At 63.1% G+C, this 16,845-nt stretch carries 20 protein-coding genes; 9 read left to right on the top strand and 11 right to left on the bottom strand.

Annotated features, from left to right (window positions below):
- Positions 1-144: 144 nt before the first annotated feature.
- The 4 genes from BLR13_RS31830 to BLR13_RS31815 all read right to left on the bottom strand — a co-directional run bounded on the left by BLR13_RS31830 (position 145) and on the right by BLR13_RS31815 (position 4,003).
- Positions 145-825: a DUF2270 domain-containing protein gene (locus BLR13_RS31830; protein ID WP_074815387.1), complete on the bottom strand. Its 681-nt coding sequence runs from the start codon at positions 823-825 to the stop codon at positions 145-147.
- Between the two features lie 188 nt (positions 826-1,013).
- The gene (locus tag BLR13_RS31825) at positions 1,014-2,438 is read right to left on the bottom strand and encodes a serine/threonine protein kinase (RefSeq protein WP_074815390.1); all 1,425 of its coding nucleotides are present in this window, start codon (positions 2,436-2,438) and stop codon (positions 1,014-1,016) included.
- A gap of 3 nt (positions 2,439-2,441) precedes the next feature.
- Positions 2,442-3,182 carry a metallophosphoesterase family protein gene (locus BLR13_RS31820; protein WP_074830878.1) on the bottom strand — a complete coding sequence of 247 codons (741 nt, stop codon included), beginning with the start codon at positions 3,180-3,182 and terminating at the stop codon, positions 2,442-2,444.
- 224 nt (positions 3,183-3,406) lie between these two features.
- The gene (locus BLR13_RS31815; RefSeq protein ID WP_074815393.1) at positions 3,407-4,003 is read right to left on the bottom strand and encodes a TetR family transcriptional regulator; all 597 of its coding nucleotides are present in this window, start codon (positions 4,001-4,003) and stop codon (positions 3,407-3,409) included.
- 519 nt (positions 4,004-4,522) lie between these two features.
- On the opposite strand from BLR13_RS31815, the gene purB reads away from it, so the two are divergent.
- Entirely contained in the window at positions 4,523-5,830 is a 1,308-nt protein-coding gene (gene purB, locus BLR13_RS31810) for an adenylosuccinate lyase (protein WP_074815397.1), read from the top strand.
- 21 nt (positions 5,831-5,851) lie between these two features.
- On the opposite strand, the gene BLR13_RS31805 is transcribed toward purB, so the two are convergent.
- From BLR13_RS31805 to BLR13_RS31795, 3 genes are all read right to left on the bottom strand, one after another.
- Positions 5,852-6,682 carry an FTR1 family iron permease gene (locus tag BLR13_RS31805; protein ID WP_074815401.1) on the bottom strand — a complete coding sequence of 277 codons (831 nt, stop codon included), beginning with the start codon at positions 6,680-6,682 and terminating at the stop codon, positions 5,852-5,854.
- A 9-nt stretch (positions 6,683-6,691) separates the two neighbouring features.
- Positions 6,692-7,051, bottom strand: a complete 360-nt coding sequence (locus BLR13_RS31800) for a cupredoxin domain-containing protein (protein WP_074815404.1) — start codon at positions 7,049-7,051, stop codon at positions 6,692-6,694.
- Between the two features lie 125 nt (positions 7,052-7,176).
- Complete coding sequence (locus BLR13_RS31795) at positions 7,177-7,728, bottom strand: cytochrome b (RefSeq protein ID WP_074815407.1); 552 nt, start codon at positions 7,726-7,728, stop codon at positions 7,177-7,179.
- A gap of 210 nt (positions 7,729-7,938) precedes the next feature.
- Here BLR13_RS31795 and murI point away from each other — a divergent pair, with 210 nt between their 5' ends.
- Positions 7,939-8,736: a glutamate racemase gene (gene murI, locus BLR13_RS31790; RefSeq protein WP_074815412.1), complete on the top strand. Its 798-nt coding sequence runs from the start codon at positions 7,939-7,941 to the stop codon at positions 8,734-8,736.
- 10 nt (positions 8,737-8,746) lie between these two features.
- On the opposite strand, the gene bla is transcribed toward murI, so the two are convergent.
- Entirely contained in the window at positions 8,747-9,604 is an 858-nt protein-coding gene (gene bla / locus BLR13_RS31785) for a class A beta-lactamase (RefSeq protein WP_083387686.1), read from the bottom strand.
- A gap of 159 nt (positions 9,605-9,763) precedes the next feature.
- On the opposite strand from bla, the gene BLR13_RS31780 reads away from it, so the two are divergent.
- The 4 genes from BLR13_RS31780 (at position 9,764) to BLR13_RS31765 (ending at position 12,831) form a co-directional block, all read left to right on the top strand.
- Entirely contained in the window at positions 9,764-10,543 is a 780-nt protein-coding gene (locus tag BLR13_RS31780) for an HpcH/HpaI aldolase family protein (protein WP_074830881.1), read from the top strand.
- 106 nt (positions 10,544-10,649) lie between these two features.
- Positions 10,650-11,030 (top strand): cupin domain-containing protein, encoded by a 381-nt coding sequence (locus BLR13_RS31775; protein ID WP_074815415.1) that lies wholly within the window; start codon positions 10,650-10,652, stop codon positions 11,028-11,030.
- Between the two features lie 106 nt (positions 11,031-11,136).
- The gene (locus BLR13_RS31770) at positions 11,137-11,940 is read left to right on the top strand and encodes a hypothetical protein (protein WP_074815419.1); all 804 of its coding nucleotides are present in this window, start codon (positions 11,137-11,139) and stop codon (positions 11,938-11,940) included.
- A gap of 69 nt (positions 11,941-12,009) precedes the next feature.
- Positions 12,010-12,831, top strand: coding sequence for an SDR family NAD(P)-dependent oxidoreductase (locus BLR13_RS31765; protein WP_074815422.1), 822 nt, complete (start codon positions 12,010-12,012; stop codon positions 12,829-12,831).
- Positions 12,832-12,866: 35 nt separating this feature from the next.
- Here BLR13_RS31765 and BLR13_RS31760 read toward each other — a convergent pair whose 3' ends face one another.
- Complete coding sequence (locus tag BLR13_RS31760) at positions 12,867-13,643, bottom strand: SDR family NAD(P)-dependent oxidoreductase (protein ID WP_074815424.1); 777 nt, start codon at positions 13,641-13,643, stop codon at positions 12,867-12,869.
- Between the two features lie 269 nt (positions 13,644-13,912).
- Here BLR13_RS31760 and rpsD point away from each other — a divergent pair, with 269 nt between their 5' ends.
- Together rpsD and BLR13_RS31750 are read left to right on the top strand one after the other, a co-directional pair.
- Entirely contained in the window at positions 13,913-14,530 is a 618-nt protein-coding gene (rpsD, locus tag BLR13_RS31755) for a 30S ribosomal protein S4 (protein ID WP_074815426.1), read from the top strand.
- A gap of 130 nt (positions 14,531-14,660) precedes the next feature.
- The gene (locus tag BLR13_RS31750) at positions 14,661-14,975 is read left to right on the top strand and encodes an addiction module antidote protein (RefSeq protein ID WP_074815428.1); all 315 of its coding nucleotides are present in this window, start codon (positions 14,661-14,663) and stop codon (positions 14,973-14,975) included.
- A 23-nt stretch (positions 14,976-14,998) separates the two neighbouring features.
- Here the strand turns inward: BLR13_RS31750 and BLR13_RS31745 are convergent, their stop codons facing one another.
- The gene (locus BLR13_RS31745; protein WP_074815431.1) at positions 14,999-15,391 is read right to left on the bottom strand and encodes a type II toxin-antitoxin system HicB family antitoxin; all 393 of its coding nucleotides are present in this window, start codon (positions 15,389-15,391) and stop codon (positions 14,999-15,001) included.
- 39 nt (positions 15,392-15,430) lie between these two features.
- Entirely contained in the window at positions 15,431-15,619 is a 189-nt protein-coding gene (locus tag BLR13_RS31740) for a type II toxin-antitoxin system HicA family toxin (protein ID WP_074815433.1), read from the bottom strand.
- 91 nt (positions 15,620-15,710) lie between these two features.
- Here BLR13_RS31740 and BLR13_RS31735 point away from each other — a divergent pair, with 91 nt between their 5' ends.
- Positions 15,711-16,778, top strand: coding sequence for a threonine aldolase family protein (locus BLR13_RS31735; RefSeq protein ID WP_074815435.1), 1,068 nt, complete (start codon positions 15,711-15,713; stop codon positions 16,776-16,778).
- Positions 16,779-16,845: the final 67 nt, after the last annotated feature.

Below are 16,845 nucleotides of genomic sequence, written 5' to 3'. Positions count from 1 at the left end.
TTCCGTTCTGATGGAATCGGAACGGGGCTCTAGATTTTTGATTTGACGCGTTTTCTTGACGCGAACCGGTTCCACCCACGGATCAAGTCCGAGGGCATGCTTCGCTGGAAAACGCTCTGGCGTTCCGGCTCTTGCGCGCTGTCGCTAACCCATCGCCACCGTGTCGCCCTTGGCCCCGTGCTGCTGTTGGTCGAGCCACATCGTGCCGAGCGCGAACGCCAGCCAGCCGAAATAGTAGGCAAAGCCTGTCATCAGAACGATCCAGCCCGGAATCGGTCCGACGGCGGCGCGATCGAAATATTCGGCCAAGGTCGCCGCAGGCGTCGGATGGATGGCTATCTTGCCGTAATAGGCGATTGCCTGGATGGCGAAAATCCAGACGTAGTTGCGACGCAAACGCCGTCCAGCCGCGCGGAAAAACGAAATGTGGTGGCGCGGCGCCGTGTAGTCGCGCGCGAGAATCACCTGCCAGCTATCGTCGCGCGCTTCACCGGTGAATATTGGCACATAGAAATTCATCTCCAGCCAGCGAGCCCGGGCGCGCCAGACATTGAAATAGCGATAGCGCCGCGCCTCCATGCCGAGAAACACCGCAAGGAGCAGCCCTACCAGCACAAGAGGCAGGGGTGACGCCTCCGGGCTCGAAAAGGTCGTCGACAGCGCGATGCCCATCGTGACGATCGACCAGTTGGTCGTGTTGTCGAGCCGCGTTCGCCAGATCGTCGAGCGATAGACCTCGCCCCGGTAAAGATGCGCGATGGCGCCCATTTCGGCGGGATCGAACGGGTGGCGGGGGTTTGATTCGCTGGAAACCGTAAGAGACATGGCAGGACTCCGGTTGTCCGAACAACATTTCCGCAAATCACCGGCGTTGATCGGGGAGAGTCCGCATCATCGACGCCGATGAATCCATCCGGAATTGTGATGCCGCAACTATGCTTGCCCTGAGCCTGAATTACCAGCATCGGGTCCGGGAATAGCGAGGTGCAGCGCAATATCCTGTCGACGTAGCGTCAGCCGTTGGCGGTTTCCTGCGCCGCCGCCAACCGCGGCGGCCGCACCACCGTCACGGTGCAGGCGGCTTCAGCCGCGACCTTGGCCGAGACGCTGCCGAGCAGCGTGCGCAGCATCGAATTCCGCCGCGCGCCGATCACGATATGGTCGACCTGATTGATCCCGGTGAATTCCAGGATCGCGGCCGCGGGATCGGTCGCCTCCAGCACATGAACGGTCAGCCGGCTCTCGTCGAGTCCAAGCGGCGAAGCCCAGTGCCGGAGCGCGACGAGGCGGTCGATGTGCTTGTTGTTGCCCTGTTCGTCGAGCGTCTTGTCGATGGTGATGCGACCGAGCTTCAGCACATTCAGGCAGGCAAGCCGCGCCGACGGCAGTGTCGCCAGCAGATGCGCCGCCGTCATGCGCAGGCACTCGTTGAGCGGCCCCGAACCATCCTCGGTGTCGAGCGCGACGGCCACGATCGGACCCGATGCCAGCTGGACGGCGACGTCCGACTTCGGTTTCGGCTGGGTCATTCCGCCGTTGAAGCGGCGGCGCCACACCGTGCCGATCGGATCGCGTTTCAGCCGTTCCGATCGCGCGGTCAGCTTGACCTGATCGGGATAGGCCAGATCGAACGCCAGTTGCGACGCCGTCGGATGCCGCCAGACCGGCTCGATCTCGAGACAGCGCAGCACGATCTCCTGCAGCCAGGGCGGATAGTCCGGCCGCAACTGGCGTGGCGGATACGGGTCGCGCCACAGCCGTCGCCGCATGCCGTGCAGCGTTTCGCTCTCGCCGAACGGCCGCACGCCCGTGGTGAAGAAGTACAATAATACGCCGAGCGAAAACAGATCGCTGCGCGGATCGTCGCGCACGCCGAGCAGCCGCTCCGGCGCCATGTAGGGCGCGGTGCCGTAAGGCAGACGGAACTCTTCCTGCAGCAGGTCCGGCAACAGGTTGTGGTGCGACAATCCGAAGTCGATCAGCACGCACTCGCCGGAGGGGCGAAACATGATGCTGCTCGGCTTGATGTCGTGGTGAATGACGTTCTGCCGGTGCAAGTCGGCGAGCGCGGTCGCGATCTTGCCGGCGATCCCCCTTGCCTCTTCATACGGGATCGGCAGTTCGTTGATCCGGCTGTACAGCGTCTGGCCCGCGATGCGTTCGATGACGACATAGGCCTGACGGGCGAAATCGCCGGTGCCGAAACAGCCGGGGACATGGGGTCCGGCCAGCCGCGGCAGGATCATCTGCTCCATCTCGAAGCTGACGATCGCCGCCGGATCCTCGCCCTCGGAGACGCGCGGCACTTTCATCAGCAGCGGCACCGTGATGCCGGGGTGGGTCACGGTCCACAGCGTCGCCATGCCGCCGCGATGGACGCATTCCCCGATCGTAAAACCGTCCAGTTGCGCGCCTGAAACGATCGAAGGTTTTGCCATCCTTCACCTCCCGATCAGCAGGCGATCGGCGAGCCAAGTCGGCAGGCCGTTGGCGCGTATCCGGTCGGCCGCCGCGATGACGTCATAGGGCACGCGGTAAAAGGTGATCTCGCGCGTCGCGGTATCGAGCATGGTAAAGGCCGCCGCCGGATTGCCGTCGCGCGGCTGGCCGACCGAACCCGCGACCGCAAGCCAGCGGCGTCCGCTCAGGAGCTGGACCGGCGTTTCGGATGTCGGGATGAAGCTCGTCATCTTGGCCGCAGACGACATCGAATAGAGCGCGGGCTTGTGGATGTGTCCGCAGAACGTGACATGGGCGGCGGTCGCCTCGATGCTGCGCGCGGCATCCGATGAACTGCGCACGTAATGCCATTGCGCCGGGTGAGAAGCTTCCGAATGCACGTAGAGACGATCGTCTTGCTCGCGCTTCAGCGGCAATTCCGCCAGAAAGCGCCGCTGCGGCGCGCTTAGCCTGCCCCGCGTCCACTCGATGGCGGCCTGGGCTTCGGCATTCATGGTTTCGGAGGAGGTGCCGATGGCATGGTCATGATTTCCGATGACGGCGATCGCCCCGTCCTTGACGAGGTCCATCACCGTCTCGACCGCCCATTCCGGGTCGGCGCCATATCCGACGATGTCGCCGAGGCAAATGATTCGCTCCGCGCCGCGCGCCCGCGCGGAATCGAGGCACGCCTCGAATGCCTGCCGGTTGGCATGGATGTCGGCAAAGACCGCGAGCCGCAAGTGTTCCTCCGCATCCATCATCGCGCCCGCGTAGTGGGCGTGACTTGAGGGATATCAAATATCCATCCGTCATGCCCGGGCTTGTCCCGGGCATCCACGTCTTTGCGGTCTCTAAAGAAGACGTGGATGGCCGGGACATAGGCGAGCGGAAGCGACGCCGTCCTTAGGACGGCTGTGCCCGGCCATGACGAAAGAGAGGGTATAGGTCGCGAGAGAAAGAGCAATCAGCCCTTGCAGGGCGCTTCCAGTCCCCGGAGCAGCAGCGTCAGCAGCGCGTCGATCCTGGCCTGCGTATCCGGATCGTTCCATTCGTCGGCATGGGCCGGATGATGGAAACGGCTGGTGGCGTCGAAAATGGCGCGCGCGGAAACCTTGGGGTCAGCGACCTCGAATACGCCCTGCTTCACGCCATCCGAGAGCATCTGCGCGATTTGATCGACCAGGCAATCCTTGTGGCCCTTCACGACCTTGCAGGCTTCGCGGGCGAGCGTCAGGTAGGTCGCGAACATCTCGGGGTCATCGCCAAGCCGCTTGTGCTTGATCGCAAACATGGTGCGCAGCCAGCGTTCCAGCCGTTCGGGGGCCGGACCGGTCGCTTCGGCAATCTCCAGAAGCGGGGCGCTGGCGCGGTCGAGCCAGCGCTTGGCGACGGCCTCGCGCAGCGAGGCCTTGCTGGGAAAGTGGCGGTAGACGCTGCCGTGGCTGACATCGAGCGCCCGGGCCACATCGACCACGGTCGCCTTGGCGAGCCCATAACGGCGCAAAACGTCTTCCGTCACCTCCAGAATGCGTTCGGGGGTCAGAACCACGACTTCGTTCATTGGCGTACCTGCGAAACGACGAGACGGGCGGTCATCAGTCCCCCTAACGGGTTAATGCTTTACCGGTTCCAGGCGCTGGGCCTGCGCCGCCAAATGGCGGGCCACCTTCTGATTCAGCCAGAGTTGGATTTGTGTAGTCAAATGAATGATTTCGATGGTCATTGGCGTAGTCCTCTTTAAATCCCCGGGCTCAGGGCCAACGAGCAGGAGGTGACACCCGATGGCGTCGAAAAGGGATATAGCATGTCTCGCTGACAGATTTCAATATCTGTCATTCAATGTTCGGCGATGGCTGGGATGCGCTGGATGCGGGACTGGACGGCCAGGCTGGGGTCCCCCCCCCCCTCAAGGTCCGGCAGCCCTGCCCGCCGCAGGCCCTCTTGCTGCCCTCGTGCCCCTCGCGTTGTCGCTCCTGACGTTTCTTGTGTGGCTTCCCCTGATGATTTCCTCTGGCCGTTTGTCTGGCTTGGACCGCTCTGTTAAAGCACGGCGTAAAAAAACAATTCGCCGGAGTCGTCGATGATCCCCCGCTACACCCGCCCGGAAATGGCCTCCATCTGGGAGCCGCAGACCCGATTCAAGATCTGGTTCGAGATCGAGGCGCACGCCGCGGACGCGCAGGCGGAGCTTGGCGTGGTGCCTAAAGAGGCCGCCAAAACGATCTGGGCCAAGGCCAAGGACGCCACCTTCAATGTGGAGCGCATCGACGAGATCGAGCGCGAAACCAAGCACGACGTCATCGCCTTCCTGACCCACCTCGCCGAAATCGTCGGCCCCGAGGCGCGCTTCGTCCACCAGGGCATGACCTCCTCCGACGTGCTCGACACCACCCTCAACGTCCAGCTGACCCGCGCGGCCGATCTTCTGATCGCCGATATCGACAAGGTTCTGGCAGCGCTGAAGAAGCGCGCCTTCGAACACAAGATGACGCCGACGATCGGCCGCTCCCACGGCATCCATGCCGAGCCGGTCACGTTCGGGCTCAAGCTCGCCTACGCCTATGCCGAATTCAGCCGTGCCCGCGAGCGGCTGATCGCCGCGCGCAAGGAAGTCGCGACCTGCGCGATCTCGGGCGCCGTCGGCACCTTCGCGCAAATCGACCCGCGCGTGGAAGAATATGTTGCGAAAGCGATGGGGCTGGTGCCGGAGCCGATCTCCACGCAAGTGATCCCGCGCGACCGCCACGCGATGTACTTTGCAACGCTGGGCGTGATCGCCTCCTCGGTCGAGCGGCTCGCCACCGAAATCCGCCATCTGCAGCGCACCGAAGTGCTGGAGGCCGAGGAATTCTTCTCCGAAGGCCAGAAGGGCTCGTCGGCGATGCCGCACAAGCGCAACCCGGTGCTGTCGGAAAACCTCACCGGCCTGGCGCGCATGGTGCGCGCCTATGCGATGCCGGCGATGGAGAACGTCGTGCTCTGGCACGAGCGCGACATCTCGCACTCATCGGCCGAGCGCATGATTGGCCCCGACGCTACCGTGACGCTCGACTTCGCGCTTAACCGCCTCGCCGGCCTGATCGAAAAACTGCTGATCTATCCGGCCAACATGCAGAAGAATCTCGACCGCCTCGGCGGCCTCGTGCATTCGCAGCGGCTCCTGATCGCGCTGACGCAAAAGGGCGCCAGCCGCGAGGACGCCTACAAGTTCGTGCAGCGCAACGCGATGCCGGTGTGGCGCGGCGAAGGCGACTTCATGACGCTTCTGAAGAAGGATCCCGACGTCAAGAAGCTCATGACGGATGCCGAGATCGAGGAACAGTTCGACCTCGGCTATCACTTCAAGCACGTCGACACGATCTTCAAGCGGGTGTTCGGCGCGAGCTGAACCCCGCTGCGCCCGTTGGCCTCAGCCCCGCGCGGGCGCCACCGTCTTCGCCGGCGCGCCATAGAGCCGCATCAGCACGAAGGTGATCAGCAGGATCGCCAGATAGACCGTGAGCTGAATGGCGGTCGGCTGGTCGGTGTAGCCGATCAGCGTGTGCAGCGCCTTGCCGGGAATGCTGGAGTCGGACAGCAGCCAGCCTGAGTCCCACACCACGTTGTCCATCGCGGTCAGCCAATTGGCCTTCTCCAGGAAGGCCGCCGCCTGCGCCGCCATGCCGGCGGCCAGCAATGCGATCAGGATCGTCGTGGTCGTAAACAGCGCGCGTGCGGGAATGCGCAGCAGGCCGAAATAGGTCAGAAGACCGATCATCACACCGAGCGCGAGGCCGGCGAGGCCGCCGAGCGCCACGCCCCAAGCGGTATCGCCGCCGGTGGCGATCACGCCATAGAGGAACAGCACGACCTCGCTGCCCTCGCGCAGCACCGCGACGCCGACCACCACCGCCAGTGCGAGCAGCGATTTCGATCCTTCCACCACCGCCTGCCCGGCGACGCGCAGTTCACCGGCAAGCTCGGCGCCGTGACGCGCCATCCAGACATTGTGCCAGGTCAGCATCACGACCGCGATCACGAGTATGGCGGCGTTGAACAGCTCCTGTCCCATGCCGGCAAACAGGTTCGACAAGGCGCCCGCAAAGACGGCGACGACGCAGGCGGCGAGCACGCCGGCCAGCACGCCGCCGCCGATCCACTGATTGCGATGCGGCACCGAACGCGTAACCGCAAGCACGATGCCGATGATCAGACCGGCCTCGAAGACTTCACGGAAAACGATGATCAGTGCGGCAATCACGGCTTTTTCTTACTTCACGACCAGCGCGCCGCGCGCGGTCTTCTCGTTATATTCGTCGACGAATTCGTAGCGGCCCGGCTTCTGCGCGCGGACGTTGACGGTGGCGTCGCTGGAGCCGGCGACCACCTTCTCGATCTTCAGGGCTTTGCTTTCGAATTCCATCGGCTTGGAATCCAGGTTCTTCAGCTTGATGACGATCGGCGTGTTGGCGGGCGCGCTGATTTCCGCCGGCTCGAACTTCTTGTCCTTGTAGCTGAGCTGGATTTCGGTCGCGGCCTGCGCGTTCGCGGCAGCGGTGGCGGCGATCGGGAGCAGCGCGGCGACGGCGGCGAAAATGACGGCCTTCGAAAGCGTTCGCGAAAGGGACATGTCGGTTCTTTCAATGATGGCTGAAGATCAGGCGAGATGGCATACGCTGCCGACAGCCACGCCGTGAAGAGACAAAAAGCCGCTTTTGATTGGAGAGGTTCTAAATCTTCGTCCAGATCTTGGGCTCAACCCGGCGCCCCGTCGACCATGCGCGATGTCACGCGATCGCCCTTGACGAAGTGATGCCAGAGCGCCGCGCCGACATGGATCACGATCAGCGCCAGCAGCACATAGGCAAACAGGATGTGACGATCCTCCCAGGCCGCGGCGGCGGCCTTGTCGGGCGAGGTAATCTGCGGAACGCGGAACAGTCCGAAGAAGCTGGAATAATCCGGGGTGCGCGCGCCGGAATGCGCCCAGCCCAGCATGGCTACCACCATGGTGACGGCATAGAGCGACCAATGGCTGATGCTTGCCGCGAACCGCTGCCACCGCGGCGTGTCCGAAGGCAATGCCGGCGTCGGATTGAGGCCGCGCCAGATCAGGCGGAGCACCATCAGAAACAGCACGAGATAGCCGATATCGGCATGGATGGAGCGGTAGAAGAACCGGTCCGCCCGGGCCGGAATGTGGTTCATCCACCAGCCAAAGGCGAGCATGCCAATAATGACCAGGCCGAGGCCCCAGTGGAACCAGCGTGACAGGCGGCCCCAGCTCGATGACGTATTGCGCAGCATTTCAGTTCAGTCTCCCGGCCTCTCGCGTGCAGCAGAACGTTTGCGGTTTTGTCCGTATCTGCAATGACTTGCCCTGATAGCTTTCCATTCCTTCCAAGGCGATTTGAATCGTTCAAAACTGCGTGTGCGACCCGCGGGCCATTCATCGCGCGGGCCCCATGGCCTGCAAAAACAACTGAATGGTAACCGTGGATCGGCTAAAAGAGCGGCGTGTCCTATCCCCCAACGATCCTCGTGTTCGATTCCGGCCTCGGCGGCCTCACGGTGTTGCGTGAGATCGTCCGCGCCCGGCCCGATGCCCATTATGTCTATGTCGCCGACGACGCGTTCTTTCCCTACGGCCATCATGGCGAGGATCAGATCATCGCGCGCGTGGTGCCGCTGATCGGCGAACTGATCGCAAGCCATGCGCCCGATCTGGTGGTGATCGCCTGCAACACCGCGTCCACGCTGGTCATGTCGCATCTGCGCCATGCCTATCAGGTGCCGTTCGTCGGCACCGTACCCGCGATCAAGCCGGCCTGCGCCAGCTCGAAGACCAAGCGCGTGTCGGTGCTCGGCACCAAGGGCACGGTCAAACGCGAATACACCAAGCGGCTGATCGCGGATTTCGCGCAGGGCTGCGAGGTGACGCTGGTGGGCTCGGCCGAACTCGCCTCGCTCGCCGAGTCCGCGCTCAGCGGCAACGACGTGAGCGACGAGGATATCGCCGCCGAACTCGCGCCCTGCTTTGTCGGCAAGGACGCCAGCGATGCCCACCGCACCGACACCGTCGTGCTCGCCTGCACGCACTATCCGCTGCTGCTGGACCGGCTGGTACAACTCGCGCCATGGCCGGTCGACTGGATCGATCCCGCCCCCGCCATTGCCCGCCGCGTGTCCGATCTGCTCGGCCCGGCCAACGGCCCAACGGATCAGGCCGGCGCCGAAATGATCTTCACGTCGAAGCGGCCGCACACGCTGAGCCAGGCGCTGATGCCATTCTTCGGCGGCCGTGTCCCTGCGTGAGCCTCCGCCGCTAGACCAACTGCCGGCCCACCATCGCGCCGATCTCCTTGAACACGGCTTCGAATTGCGGCGCGGTCGGCGAACCGCCCTGGGTGTAGGCGCAGACCAGCACCGGGCCGCCTGATTTCGGCCACGCGATCGCGATGTCACCGGACGCGTCCTTGCCGTTGTTGCCGGTCTTGTCGCCGACCTTCCAATCCCCAGGCAGGCCGCCGCGCAGCCGGTTGTTGCCGGTCTTGCAGCCCACCATCCACTCGGTGAGATGTTCGCGCGAAGGAGGCGTCAGCACCGGGCCGAGCAGGAAGCGGCGCAGGTTTCCCGCCATCGCTGATGGCGTGGTGGTGTCATGGGGATTGCCCGGCGGCGAGCGATTGAGTTCGGGTTCGTTGTGGTCGAGGCGCGAGATGGTATCTCCGGTCGAACGCCAGAACGCGGTCAGCGCCGCGGGGCCGCCGGCCCGCGCCAGCAACAGGTTGGCGCAGGTGTTGTCGCTGAGTTCGACGACGGCCTTGCACATGTCCGACACCGACATGGCCCCGTGGGCCAGATTCTGTTTCGCGACCGGCGCATAATCGAGGATGTCCTTTGGACCGTAGGCGACCATGTCCTCCAGACGATCCTCGCCGCGGTCGACCCGCGCCAGCATCAAGGCGGCCAGCGAAGCCTTGAAGGTGCTGCACATGACGAAACGCTGTTCGGCGCGCCAGGCGATCTTCGCACCGGTGGAAAGATTTTCGGCATAGACGCCGATCCGCCCGCCGGTGTCGCGTTCATACGCCGCCAGCGCCGGCGGGGCGTCCTCTGCCAGGACAGGCGAAAGCACCAGGCCCGAGGCCGCGACCAGAAAATGACGTCGATCGATCATCACAGAGATATCCTTGAAGCCAGACCCGCGCATGCGGTGCTGGTTTCTTGCGACAGAATGATGGCGCTTCAACTGCACGCGCTCGAAAACATCCCGCTCGAAACGCCGCGCATTTGTCCCTATCATATCGTTCACCTACCATACGATCAGGGAGTTTCCGCCTTGACCTCCGCACAGCCCGCGCCGCTCAACCGTCTCAAACAACTGTGGCGGGAGGGTCGCCCGACCTTCGGCGCGATCGCGACCATCCCTTCGATCCAGACCGTGCAGATCATGGCGCGGTCCGGGATCGACTGGATCATCGTCGACCTCGAGCACGGCCCGATCGATCTCGGTTCGGCGCATGGCATGATCACGGCTACCGCTGGCACGCCATGCGTGCCGATGGTGCGAATCGCCGCCAACGAACCCTGGCTCGCCAAGGCACCGATGGACATCGGCGCGCTCGGGATCAATTTTCCGATGATCTGCAGCCGCGCGGATGCCGAAAAGGCCGTGCGCAGCGTGCGCTATCCGCCGAAGGGCGACCGGCTGTGGGGACCGTTTCACGCGCCGTTCCGCTGGGGCGTGTCGATGGCCGACTATATGGCGACCGCGGACGACGACATGATCTGCATGATCACCATCGAGCATGTCGAGGCCGTCAACCACATCGACGAGATCATGGCCACGCCCGGCATCGACCTCGCGGTGATCGGCCCCGGCGATCTCGCCACCTCCATCAACAAGCGCGGCCTGCCCGACGATCCCGAAGTACAGGCGCTGATGGCGCGCGCCGAAGCCGGTATCCTCAAAAGCGGCGTGCCGATCGGCGGCGTCGCCCGCACCGCCGAACAAGCCAACCGGATGATCGAGCGCGGCTATGTCGCGCTGGCGCTGGGCTTTGACTCGTCGCTGTTCCAGCGCGGCATCGCGGCAAGTTTCGAGGGCATCAAGCGGTAGAAAAAATCGCGCCCAGAAAAATTATGAGAACCGGCGAAGCGCCCCTGCCCGCGCGCTTTCCGCCCGGCGTCGACGCTGCTAGAGTTTCTCCACAGGGAGAAAACACATGATCAAGAAAATTCTGCTCGGACTATCCATCGCAGCAATCGCCGGCGTCGCCATCGCCCAGCAACCCGGCATCAAGCGGACGCCGCTGCAAAAGCTCGACTTCCCCGCCGGCTACAACACCGTCACCGCGATCGCCGAAGTCCCCGCAGGCGGCGCCGCCGGCCGCCATACCCATCCCGGCATGGAAACCGGCTATGTGCTCGAAGGCGAGCTCGAACTCGCCATCGACGGCAAGCCGCCAATGAAGATCAAGGCCGGCGAATCCTACCAGATCCCGGAAGGCGCGGTTCACGACGCCAAGGCCGGCGACAAGCCCTTCAAAGTGCTTGGGGTTTACATCGTCAAGGCCGGCGAGCCGTTGGCCAAGCCCGCCCCCTGAAGTGAACCATCTGGCGTCAAACCGGTTGGTTCGTGCTAGATCAGAGGTCGGCGGGCTGGGCCCGCCGGCCTTCTGATTGGCCTATGGCGGGAACTAGAGCGGAGCGATGCGCGGAACGGTTCGAAAAATCACAACGCCGCGCCGCGTCGTCATCGATCTCATGCACGCCTCCAGGGGCGTCCCTTTCGTCGCGGTACGCCGGACGCTCAACATCGCGCGGCTGGCCTCGGCCCGAAGCGCGCTGAGCCAACGGCCGGCCTGGGCCGTGATTTTCGCCAAGGGCTTTGCGGCGTTGGCCCGCGAAGAGCCGCGCCTGCGCACGGTGTTCCTGAAATGGCCTTACGCACGCTTTTACGAGTTGCCGCAAACGGTCGCGAATATCGTGGTGGCGCCAACTGCGTCGCCGGATGGCGTGATGCTGTTCCCCATCAAGGCGCCGGATCTCGTTCCGCTGATGGAGGCCGATGCCTCGCTCCGAAAAGCCAAGTCAGAGCCGATCGAATCGACGCCGTTTTTCCGCAAGACCCTGAGCGTGACCCGGCTGCCGCTGCCATTGCGGCGCCTCGCTTGGACGATCGGCCTCAATATCGGCCGGCAACGCGGCAATTTTTTCGGCACGCTCCTCATCACTTCGGTCGCCGCTTTTGGCGGCGGAGAAGTCGAGGCGCTCGGTCCCGGTCCCTATATTTTCAGCTATGATAGGGTTACCGATGACGGCTTCATCGATGTGATGGTTCGCTGGGACCATCGCATCACCGATGCCGCCGATATCGGCATCGCGCTTTCACGTCTTGAGCAAATCTTGAATAACCAGGTTGCGGACGAACTGCTCGCACTGGCTCCCGAAGGACAGGAGCCGGCATCGCACGAGCGGATCGCCTCGCGACAGGTTGGCAGGATTTCCCGATAGTTCACCCAAACGCCCCGATGGATGGTCGCCGGATATTGGCGACGGCATCGACGGGCGGACAGCAGGCCAATGAAGATTCTACGCGGGCGTACAGCATTCGTCACAGGCGCAGCTTCCGGCATCGGCCGGGCGATTGCCGTGGCGCTGGCGCGCGAGGGTGTCGACCTCGTCATCAGCGATATCGATGCGATTAAGCTCGCGCAGGCCGAGCAGGAGATCAAGCAACACGGCGTCAAGGTGACCGGCGTCGTTTGCGATCTCTTGCAGCCCGAGGAAATCACCAAGATGCTGGACGGTCTGTTTTCGACCGGTCCGCTGCATATCCTGGTCAATTGTGCCGGCATCGCCCTGTACGGGCAGCAACGCAATGTGGCGGATAGCGACTGGCGCCGGTTGATGGCGATCAATCTTCTGGCGCCGATCCAGATCACGACTCACCTGATCAACAAACTCGCGGGCGCCGAGGAAGCCCATATCGTCAACATGTCGAGCATCTTCGGGCTGGTGCCGGTTCGACAGCTCGCAACCTATCAGGCCAGCAAATACGGCCTGGTGGGCTTTACGCTCGCGATCCGCAACGACTATCACCGCAAGAATTTCGGCGTCAGCGTGATCTGTCCGGGCCTGGTGAAGACGCCGATGGTCGAACCGGACGGCCCGTCCAGAATCTATTCCAAGCTGCCCAAAATCCCGGCTTCGCTCTACACCACGCCGGAGCGGGTCGCCGAGGCCACCGTCGATGCCATCAAGCGCGACCGGGGATTGGTGCTGGTGACTTTGTTGGCGCACGTGCTGTGGCGCCTCAACCGCTTCTTCCCCGGCCTCGTCGATCTCCTGAACCGCGAGGGCTGGCGCTCGCGCGGCCCGATCATCCCGCCGGGTGAGACCTAAGCGTAGCGTTTTCAAGCGAAGTGGGTACCGGAAATCTACCGGCCTCGCTGCAGCCGCGTGACCATGGCAAGCAGCAATCCACGGGGCACAAACCGGGTTACGGCGATGGCCGCCTTGGTGCCGATACCGGGGATGCAAAGCGTGCGGCCCGCCTTCATGGCCTCCCAACCCTCGTGCGCGACCTCGTCGACGGGAAGCTTTCGCAACAGCTTGAACAGCCGCACCTGCTGCGCGTCTGCACGGGTCAGGAACGGCGTGCGCAGCGGCCCGGGGCACAGGCAGGTCACCGTGACGCCGCTACTCCTGACCTCGCGCATGAGCGCTTGCGAGAGCGAAACCAGATAGGCCTTGCTGGCAAAATACACGGCCATCCGGGGGCCCGGCGCAAAACCGGCCACCGATGCCACGTTGAGGATGCGGCCGGCCTGGCGCTCGACCATGTCGGGAAGGAATCGCAGCATGAGGTCGGTGGCCGCGCGGATATTGACGGCGATAATCCCGAGCTGGTGCCCGCGGTCGAGTTCCACGGCATCGCCAAACAGCCCGAAACCGGCATTGTTGATGAGAGTGTGGCAATAAAGATCGCGCACCTTGAGCTCATGCGCGATGGTCTCGCTGGCATCCGGTGCGGCCAGGTCGATCCTGAGCACCACCGTGAACTGCCCGGAAGGGTCGATTTCGGCCGCCAATCGCTGCAAATCACCGATATTGCGGGCAATCAGGACCGTTTTGGCCCCTTCGGCAACCGCCAGCCGGGCGAATTCAACACCAAGTCCGGAGGAAGCACCGGTAACGACCACTGCAGGCTGCATGCTCCCAAACCCGTCCCTTTGTGCCTAAAAATGCCCTGGAAAAAAGCCTTGGAGATGCCCGCGCCAACCAGTCATAGCGGGCCGGGAGAGGATTTGACAGCGGGGTCGAATATCCCTAGAAACCGCCTGCTCGCGGGCCGTTTTCGGCCCGCGTTGCGTTTCGCGACCCGTGGTCCTCCCCGAGCTTTCGAGGCGGACCTGTCGGCCCCGGGAATCCCGGTGCACAGGAGGGCGCGTTTCCTCAAAACTCAAACCTATCAGAGGACGCGATGACTAAGCGCAGTGAGGCGAAATACAAGATCGATCGCCGTATGGGCCAGAACATCTGGGGCCGCCCGAAGAGCCCCGTCAACCGCCGTGAATACGGCCCCGGCCAGCACGGCCAGCGCCGCAAGGGCAAGCTCTCCGACTTCGGCGTGCAGCTCCGCGCCAAGCAGAAGCTCAAGGGCTACTACGCCAATATTTCCGAGCGTCAGTTCCACGGCATCTACGTCGAAGCCGGCCGCATGAAGGGCGACACCGGCGAAAACCTGATCGGCCTGCTCGAGCGCCGTCTCGACACCGTGGTCTATCGCGCCAAGTTCGTCGCCACCATGTTCGCCGCGCGCCAGTTCATCAACCACGGCCACGTCAAGGTGAACGGCCGCCGCGTCAACATCTCCAGCTACAAGCTGAAGCCCGGCGACCTCGTCGAGGTCAAGGAATCGTCGAAGCAGCTCACCCACGTGCTGGAAGCAAGCCAGCTCGGCGAGCGCGACGTGCCCGACTTCATCGAAGCCGATCACTCCAAGATGACGGCGAAGTTCACCCGCATCCCCGCATTGTCGGACGTGCCGTTCGCCGTGCAGATGGAGCCGCATCTGATCGTCGAATTCTATTCGCGCTGATCATTACAGCGGTTACGAGACATCAAAGGCCCCGGTTTTCCGGGGCCTTTTTGTTTGCTTTCTTGCTATTGTATCCTATAGGATACGATAGCAATCGAAGGGTGTGCGAAACAAAACGGTCCGTCGACTTATGAAACGCAAGACGAAGGTCAAGACATCAAAATTCGATGCCGCGGACTATCTCAAAAGCCCTGAAGCGATGGCCTATTACCTTTCGGAGGCGCTGGCGACAGACGACCCGAAGTCCATTTGCGATACCCTTGACACGATCGCTCGTGCAAAAGGCATGACGCAGGTCGCAAAAGAAACAGGTCTTTCCCGGGAAAGTCTCTACAAGTCGCTGAGCGGCACAACGAAGCCCGAATTCGACACCGTCAGAAAAGTGATCGCTTCATTCGGCCTCAGACTTGTGGCTGAACCTATCGAGGATACCAAGATCGTTTGAATATCGAGGTGATCCCGCGTTGATCAAACCGCCATCGCCTTCTTTGCCGCCTGGGCGAGAAAGCCGGAGCGCGTGAAGCCTTCTCGCTCGGCGTAGCGATCAATTTGATCGAGCACATCGGCCGGCATCGTTACATTGATGCGAACGCTTTTTACGTCGGAGGCAGGTGCCGCGATCAGCACCGCAACGCCATCCCGGTTCTGCGCGTCCTTCATGATCTCTTCCAACGAACTTGGCTCGGGCGCGGCTTCACCGTCTGCTGCAAGCCCTTCCAGATGCAGCGCCAAAGCTTCCGCGCCCATGTCGCGCGCCTCGTCGAGAGTCTTTCCGGCGCTGATGACGCCGGGAAGATCAGGAAACGATACGCCGTAGTCGCTGTCGGCTTCTTTATGGATCAGGGCGATGTACTGTCGCATTTTCTATTCCTCTTCCGGACAACCGCATCGGTGCGTTCGCTATTTCAATTTCAGTCCGGCCTGCTTTTCGATGCTCCTGAACGTGCCCATCGGAATGTCCCGTTTCGGATGAGGCACGGTCACGCGACCCAACTTGGTCGGATGCTTGAACTGGACATGGCTCCCCTTTTGGGCAACCTGAATCCAACCATCCGCTCTCAAGGCGGAGATGATGTCCTTCGAATTCATGTGCATTTATACACACTGTAGACTGCTGTATCAAGTGTATAAATACACATCCACGGCTGAATGGCCGCTGTAAAGGCAAGCGAAAAATCCCATGCACTACACCCCTGCCCCGCGCGACCCCAAGGCTGCCCCTGTCCGCATCAACCTGTTGTCGGATACGCAGACGCGCCCGACACCAGCGATGCGCGAGGCGATGGCGAAGGCCGATGTCGGCGACGAGCAGATCGGCGACGACCCGACGGTCAACCTGTTGTGCGAACGCGTCGCCGACCTGCTCGGCAAGGAAGCCGCGGTGTTCATGCCGTCGGGCACCATGTGCAACGTCGCGGCGACCCTGGCCTGGTGCCGGCCGGGCGATGAAATCCTCGCCCATGTCAGCGCGCATATCATCGCCCGCGAAGGCGGCGCGCATGCAGCGCTCGGCGGATTCCAGATCACGCCGCTGACCGGCGACGACGGTCAGTTTTCGCCCGAAACCTTTCGCGCCGCCCTTCACCCGCGCTCGCGCTACCAGCCGCCGCAAACCGTGGTCAGCGTCGAACAGACCGCCAATATCGGCGGCGGCACGATCTGGAAGAAGACGGCGCTCGATGAAATCGTGCAAATCGCCAGGACACATGGGCTCGTCACCCATATGGACGGCGCGCGGCTGTTGAACGCCTGCGTCGCGACCGGCATCAGCGCGCGCGACATGGCCGCGGGCTGGGATTCGGCCTGGATCGATTTTTCCAAGGGTCTCGGCGCGCCGGTCGGCGGCGCGATCGCAGGTACCCGCCAATTCATCGACGATGTCTGGCGCTGGAAACAGCGGCTCGGCGGATCGATGCGGCAGGCCGGCATTTGCGCCGCAGCCTGTGTCTACGCGCTCGACCATCACGTCGACCGCCTCGCCGACGATCACGCCAATGCGCGGGCGCTGGCGCGCGGACTGTCGCAGATCAACGGCGTCGAGGTGCAGCAGCCCGAAACCAACCTGGTGTTCTTCAAGCCTGACGGAGCCGGGATCAGCGGCGACAAGATGGTCGAGGCGTTGCGCAAGCGCGGCGTGCTGCTGGCTGTCATGGATGGCCGCATTCGCGCCTGCACCCATCTCGACGTGACGGCCGAGATGATCGAGGAAACCGTCGGACTGGTGCGCGAGATCGTGCGCGGGGTGTGATTGCCTTCGGTCAGGGCAACTGAAGGCATACAGATCGCAGCGGAATCCTGTTATTCAGCTATGGCTC

This window comes from Bradyrhizobium ottawaense, assembly GCF_900099825.1.
GTDB classification, from domain to species: Bacteria; Pseudomonadota; Alphaproteobacteria; order Rhizobiales; family Xanthobacteraceae; genus Bradyrhizobium; species Bradyrhizobium ottawaense_A.
Note: the sequence above shows the minus strand (reverse complement) of the source record. Positions and strands in the feature narration are given on the sequence as shown.

Excerpts from the sequence above, each read along its gene's own strand:
- BLR13_RS31825 (WP_074815390.1), bottom strand. The coding sequence starts at position 2,438 with ATGGCAAAACCTTCGATCGTTTCAGGCGCGCAACTGGACGGTTTTACG.
- BLR13_RS31770 (WP_074815419.1), top strand. The coding sequence starts at position 11,137 with ATGCGCGGAACGGTTCGAAAAATCACAACGCCGCGCCGCGTCGTCATC.
- BLR13_RS31800 (WP_074815404.1), bottom strand. The coding sequence starts at position 7,051 with ATGTCCCTTTCGCGAACGCTTTCGAAGGCCGTCATTTTCGCCGCCGTC.
- BLR13_RS31815 (WP_074815393.1), bottom strand. The coding sequence starts at position 4,003 with ATGAACGAAGTCGTGGTTCTGACCCCCGAACGCATTCTGGAGGTGACG.
- BLR13_RS31735 (WP_074815435.1), top strand. The coding sequence starts at position 15,711 with ATGCACTACACCCCTGCCCCGCGCGACCCCAAGGCTGCCCCTGTCCGC.
- purB (WP_074815397.1), top strand. The coding sequence starts at position 4,523 with ATGATCCCCCGCTACACCCGCCCGGAAATGGCCTCCATCTGGGAGCCG.
- BLR13_RS31775 (WP_074815415.1), top strand. The coding sequence starts at position 10,650 with ATGATCAAGAAAATTCTGCTCGGACTATCCATCGCAGCAATCGCCGGC.
- BLR13_RS31745 (WP_074815431.1), bottom strand. The coding sequence starts at position 15,391 with ATGCGACAGTACATCGCCCTGATCCATAAAGAAGCCGACAGCGACTAC.
- rpsD (WP_074815426.1), top strand. The coding sequence starts at position 13,913 with ATGACTAAGCGCAGTGAGGCGAAATACAAGATCGATCGCCGTATGGGC.
- BLR13_RS31765 (WP_074815422.1), top strand. The coding sequence starts at position 12,010 with ATGAAGATTCTACGCGGGCGTACAGCATTCGTCACAGGCGCAGCTTCC.
- BLR13_RS31830 (WP_074815387.1), bottom strand. The coding sequence starts at position 825 with ATGTCTCTTACGGTTTCCAGCGAATCAAACCCCCGCCACCCGTTCGAT.
- BLR13_RS31750 (WP_074815428.1), top strand. The coding sequence starts at position 14,661 with ATGAAACGCAAGACGAAGGTCAAGACATCAAAATTCGATGCCGCGGAC.
- BLR13_RS31740 (WP_074815433.1), bottom strand. The coding sequence starts at position 15,619 with ATGAATTCGAAGGACATCATCTCCGCCTTGAGAGCGGATGGTTGGATT.
- BLR13_RS31760 (WP_074815424.1), bottom strand. The coding sequence starts at position 13,643 with ATGCAGCCTGCAGTGGTCGTTACCGGTGCTTCCTCCGGACTTGGTGTT.
- BLR13_RS31795 (WP_074815407.1), bottom strand. The coding sequence starts at position 7,728 with ATGCTGCGCAATACGTCATCGAGCTGGGGCCGCCTGTCACGCTGGTTC.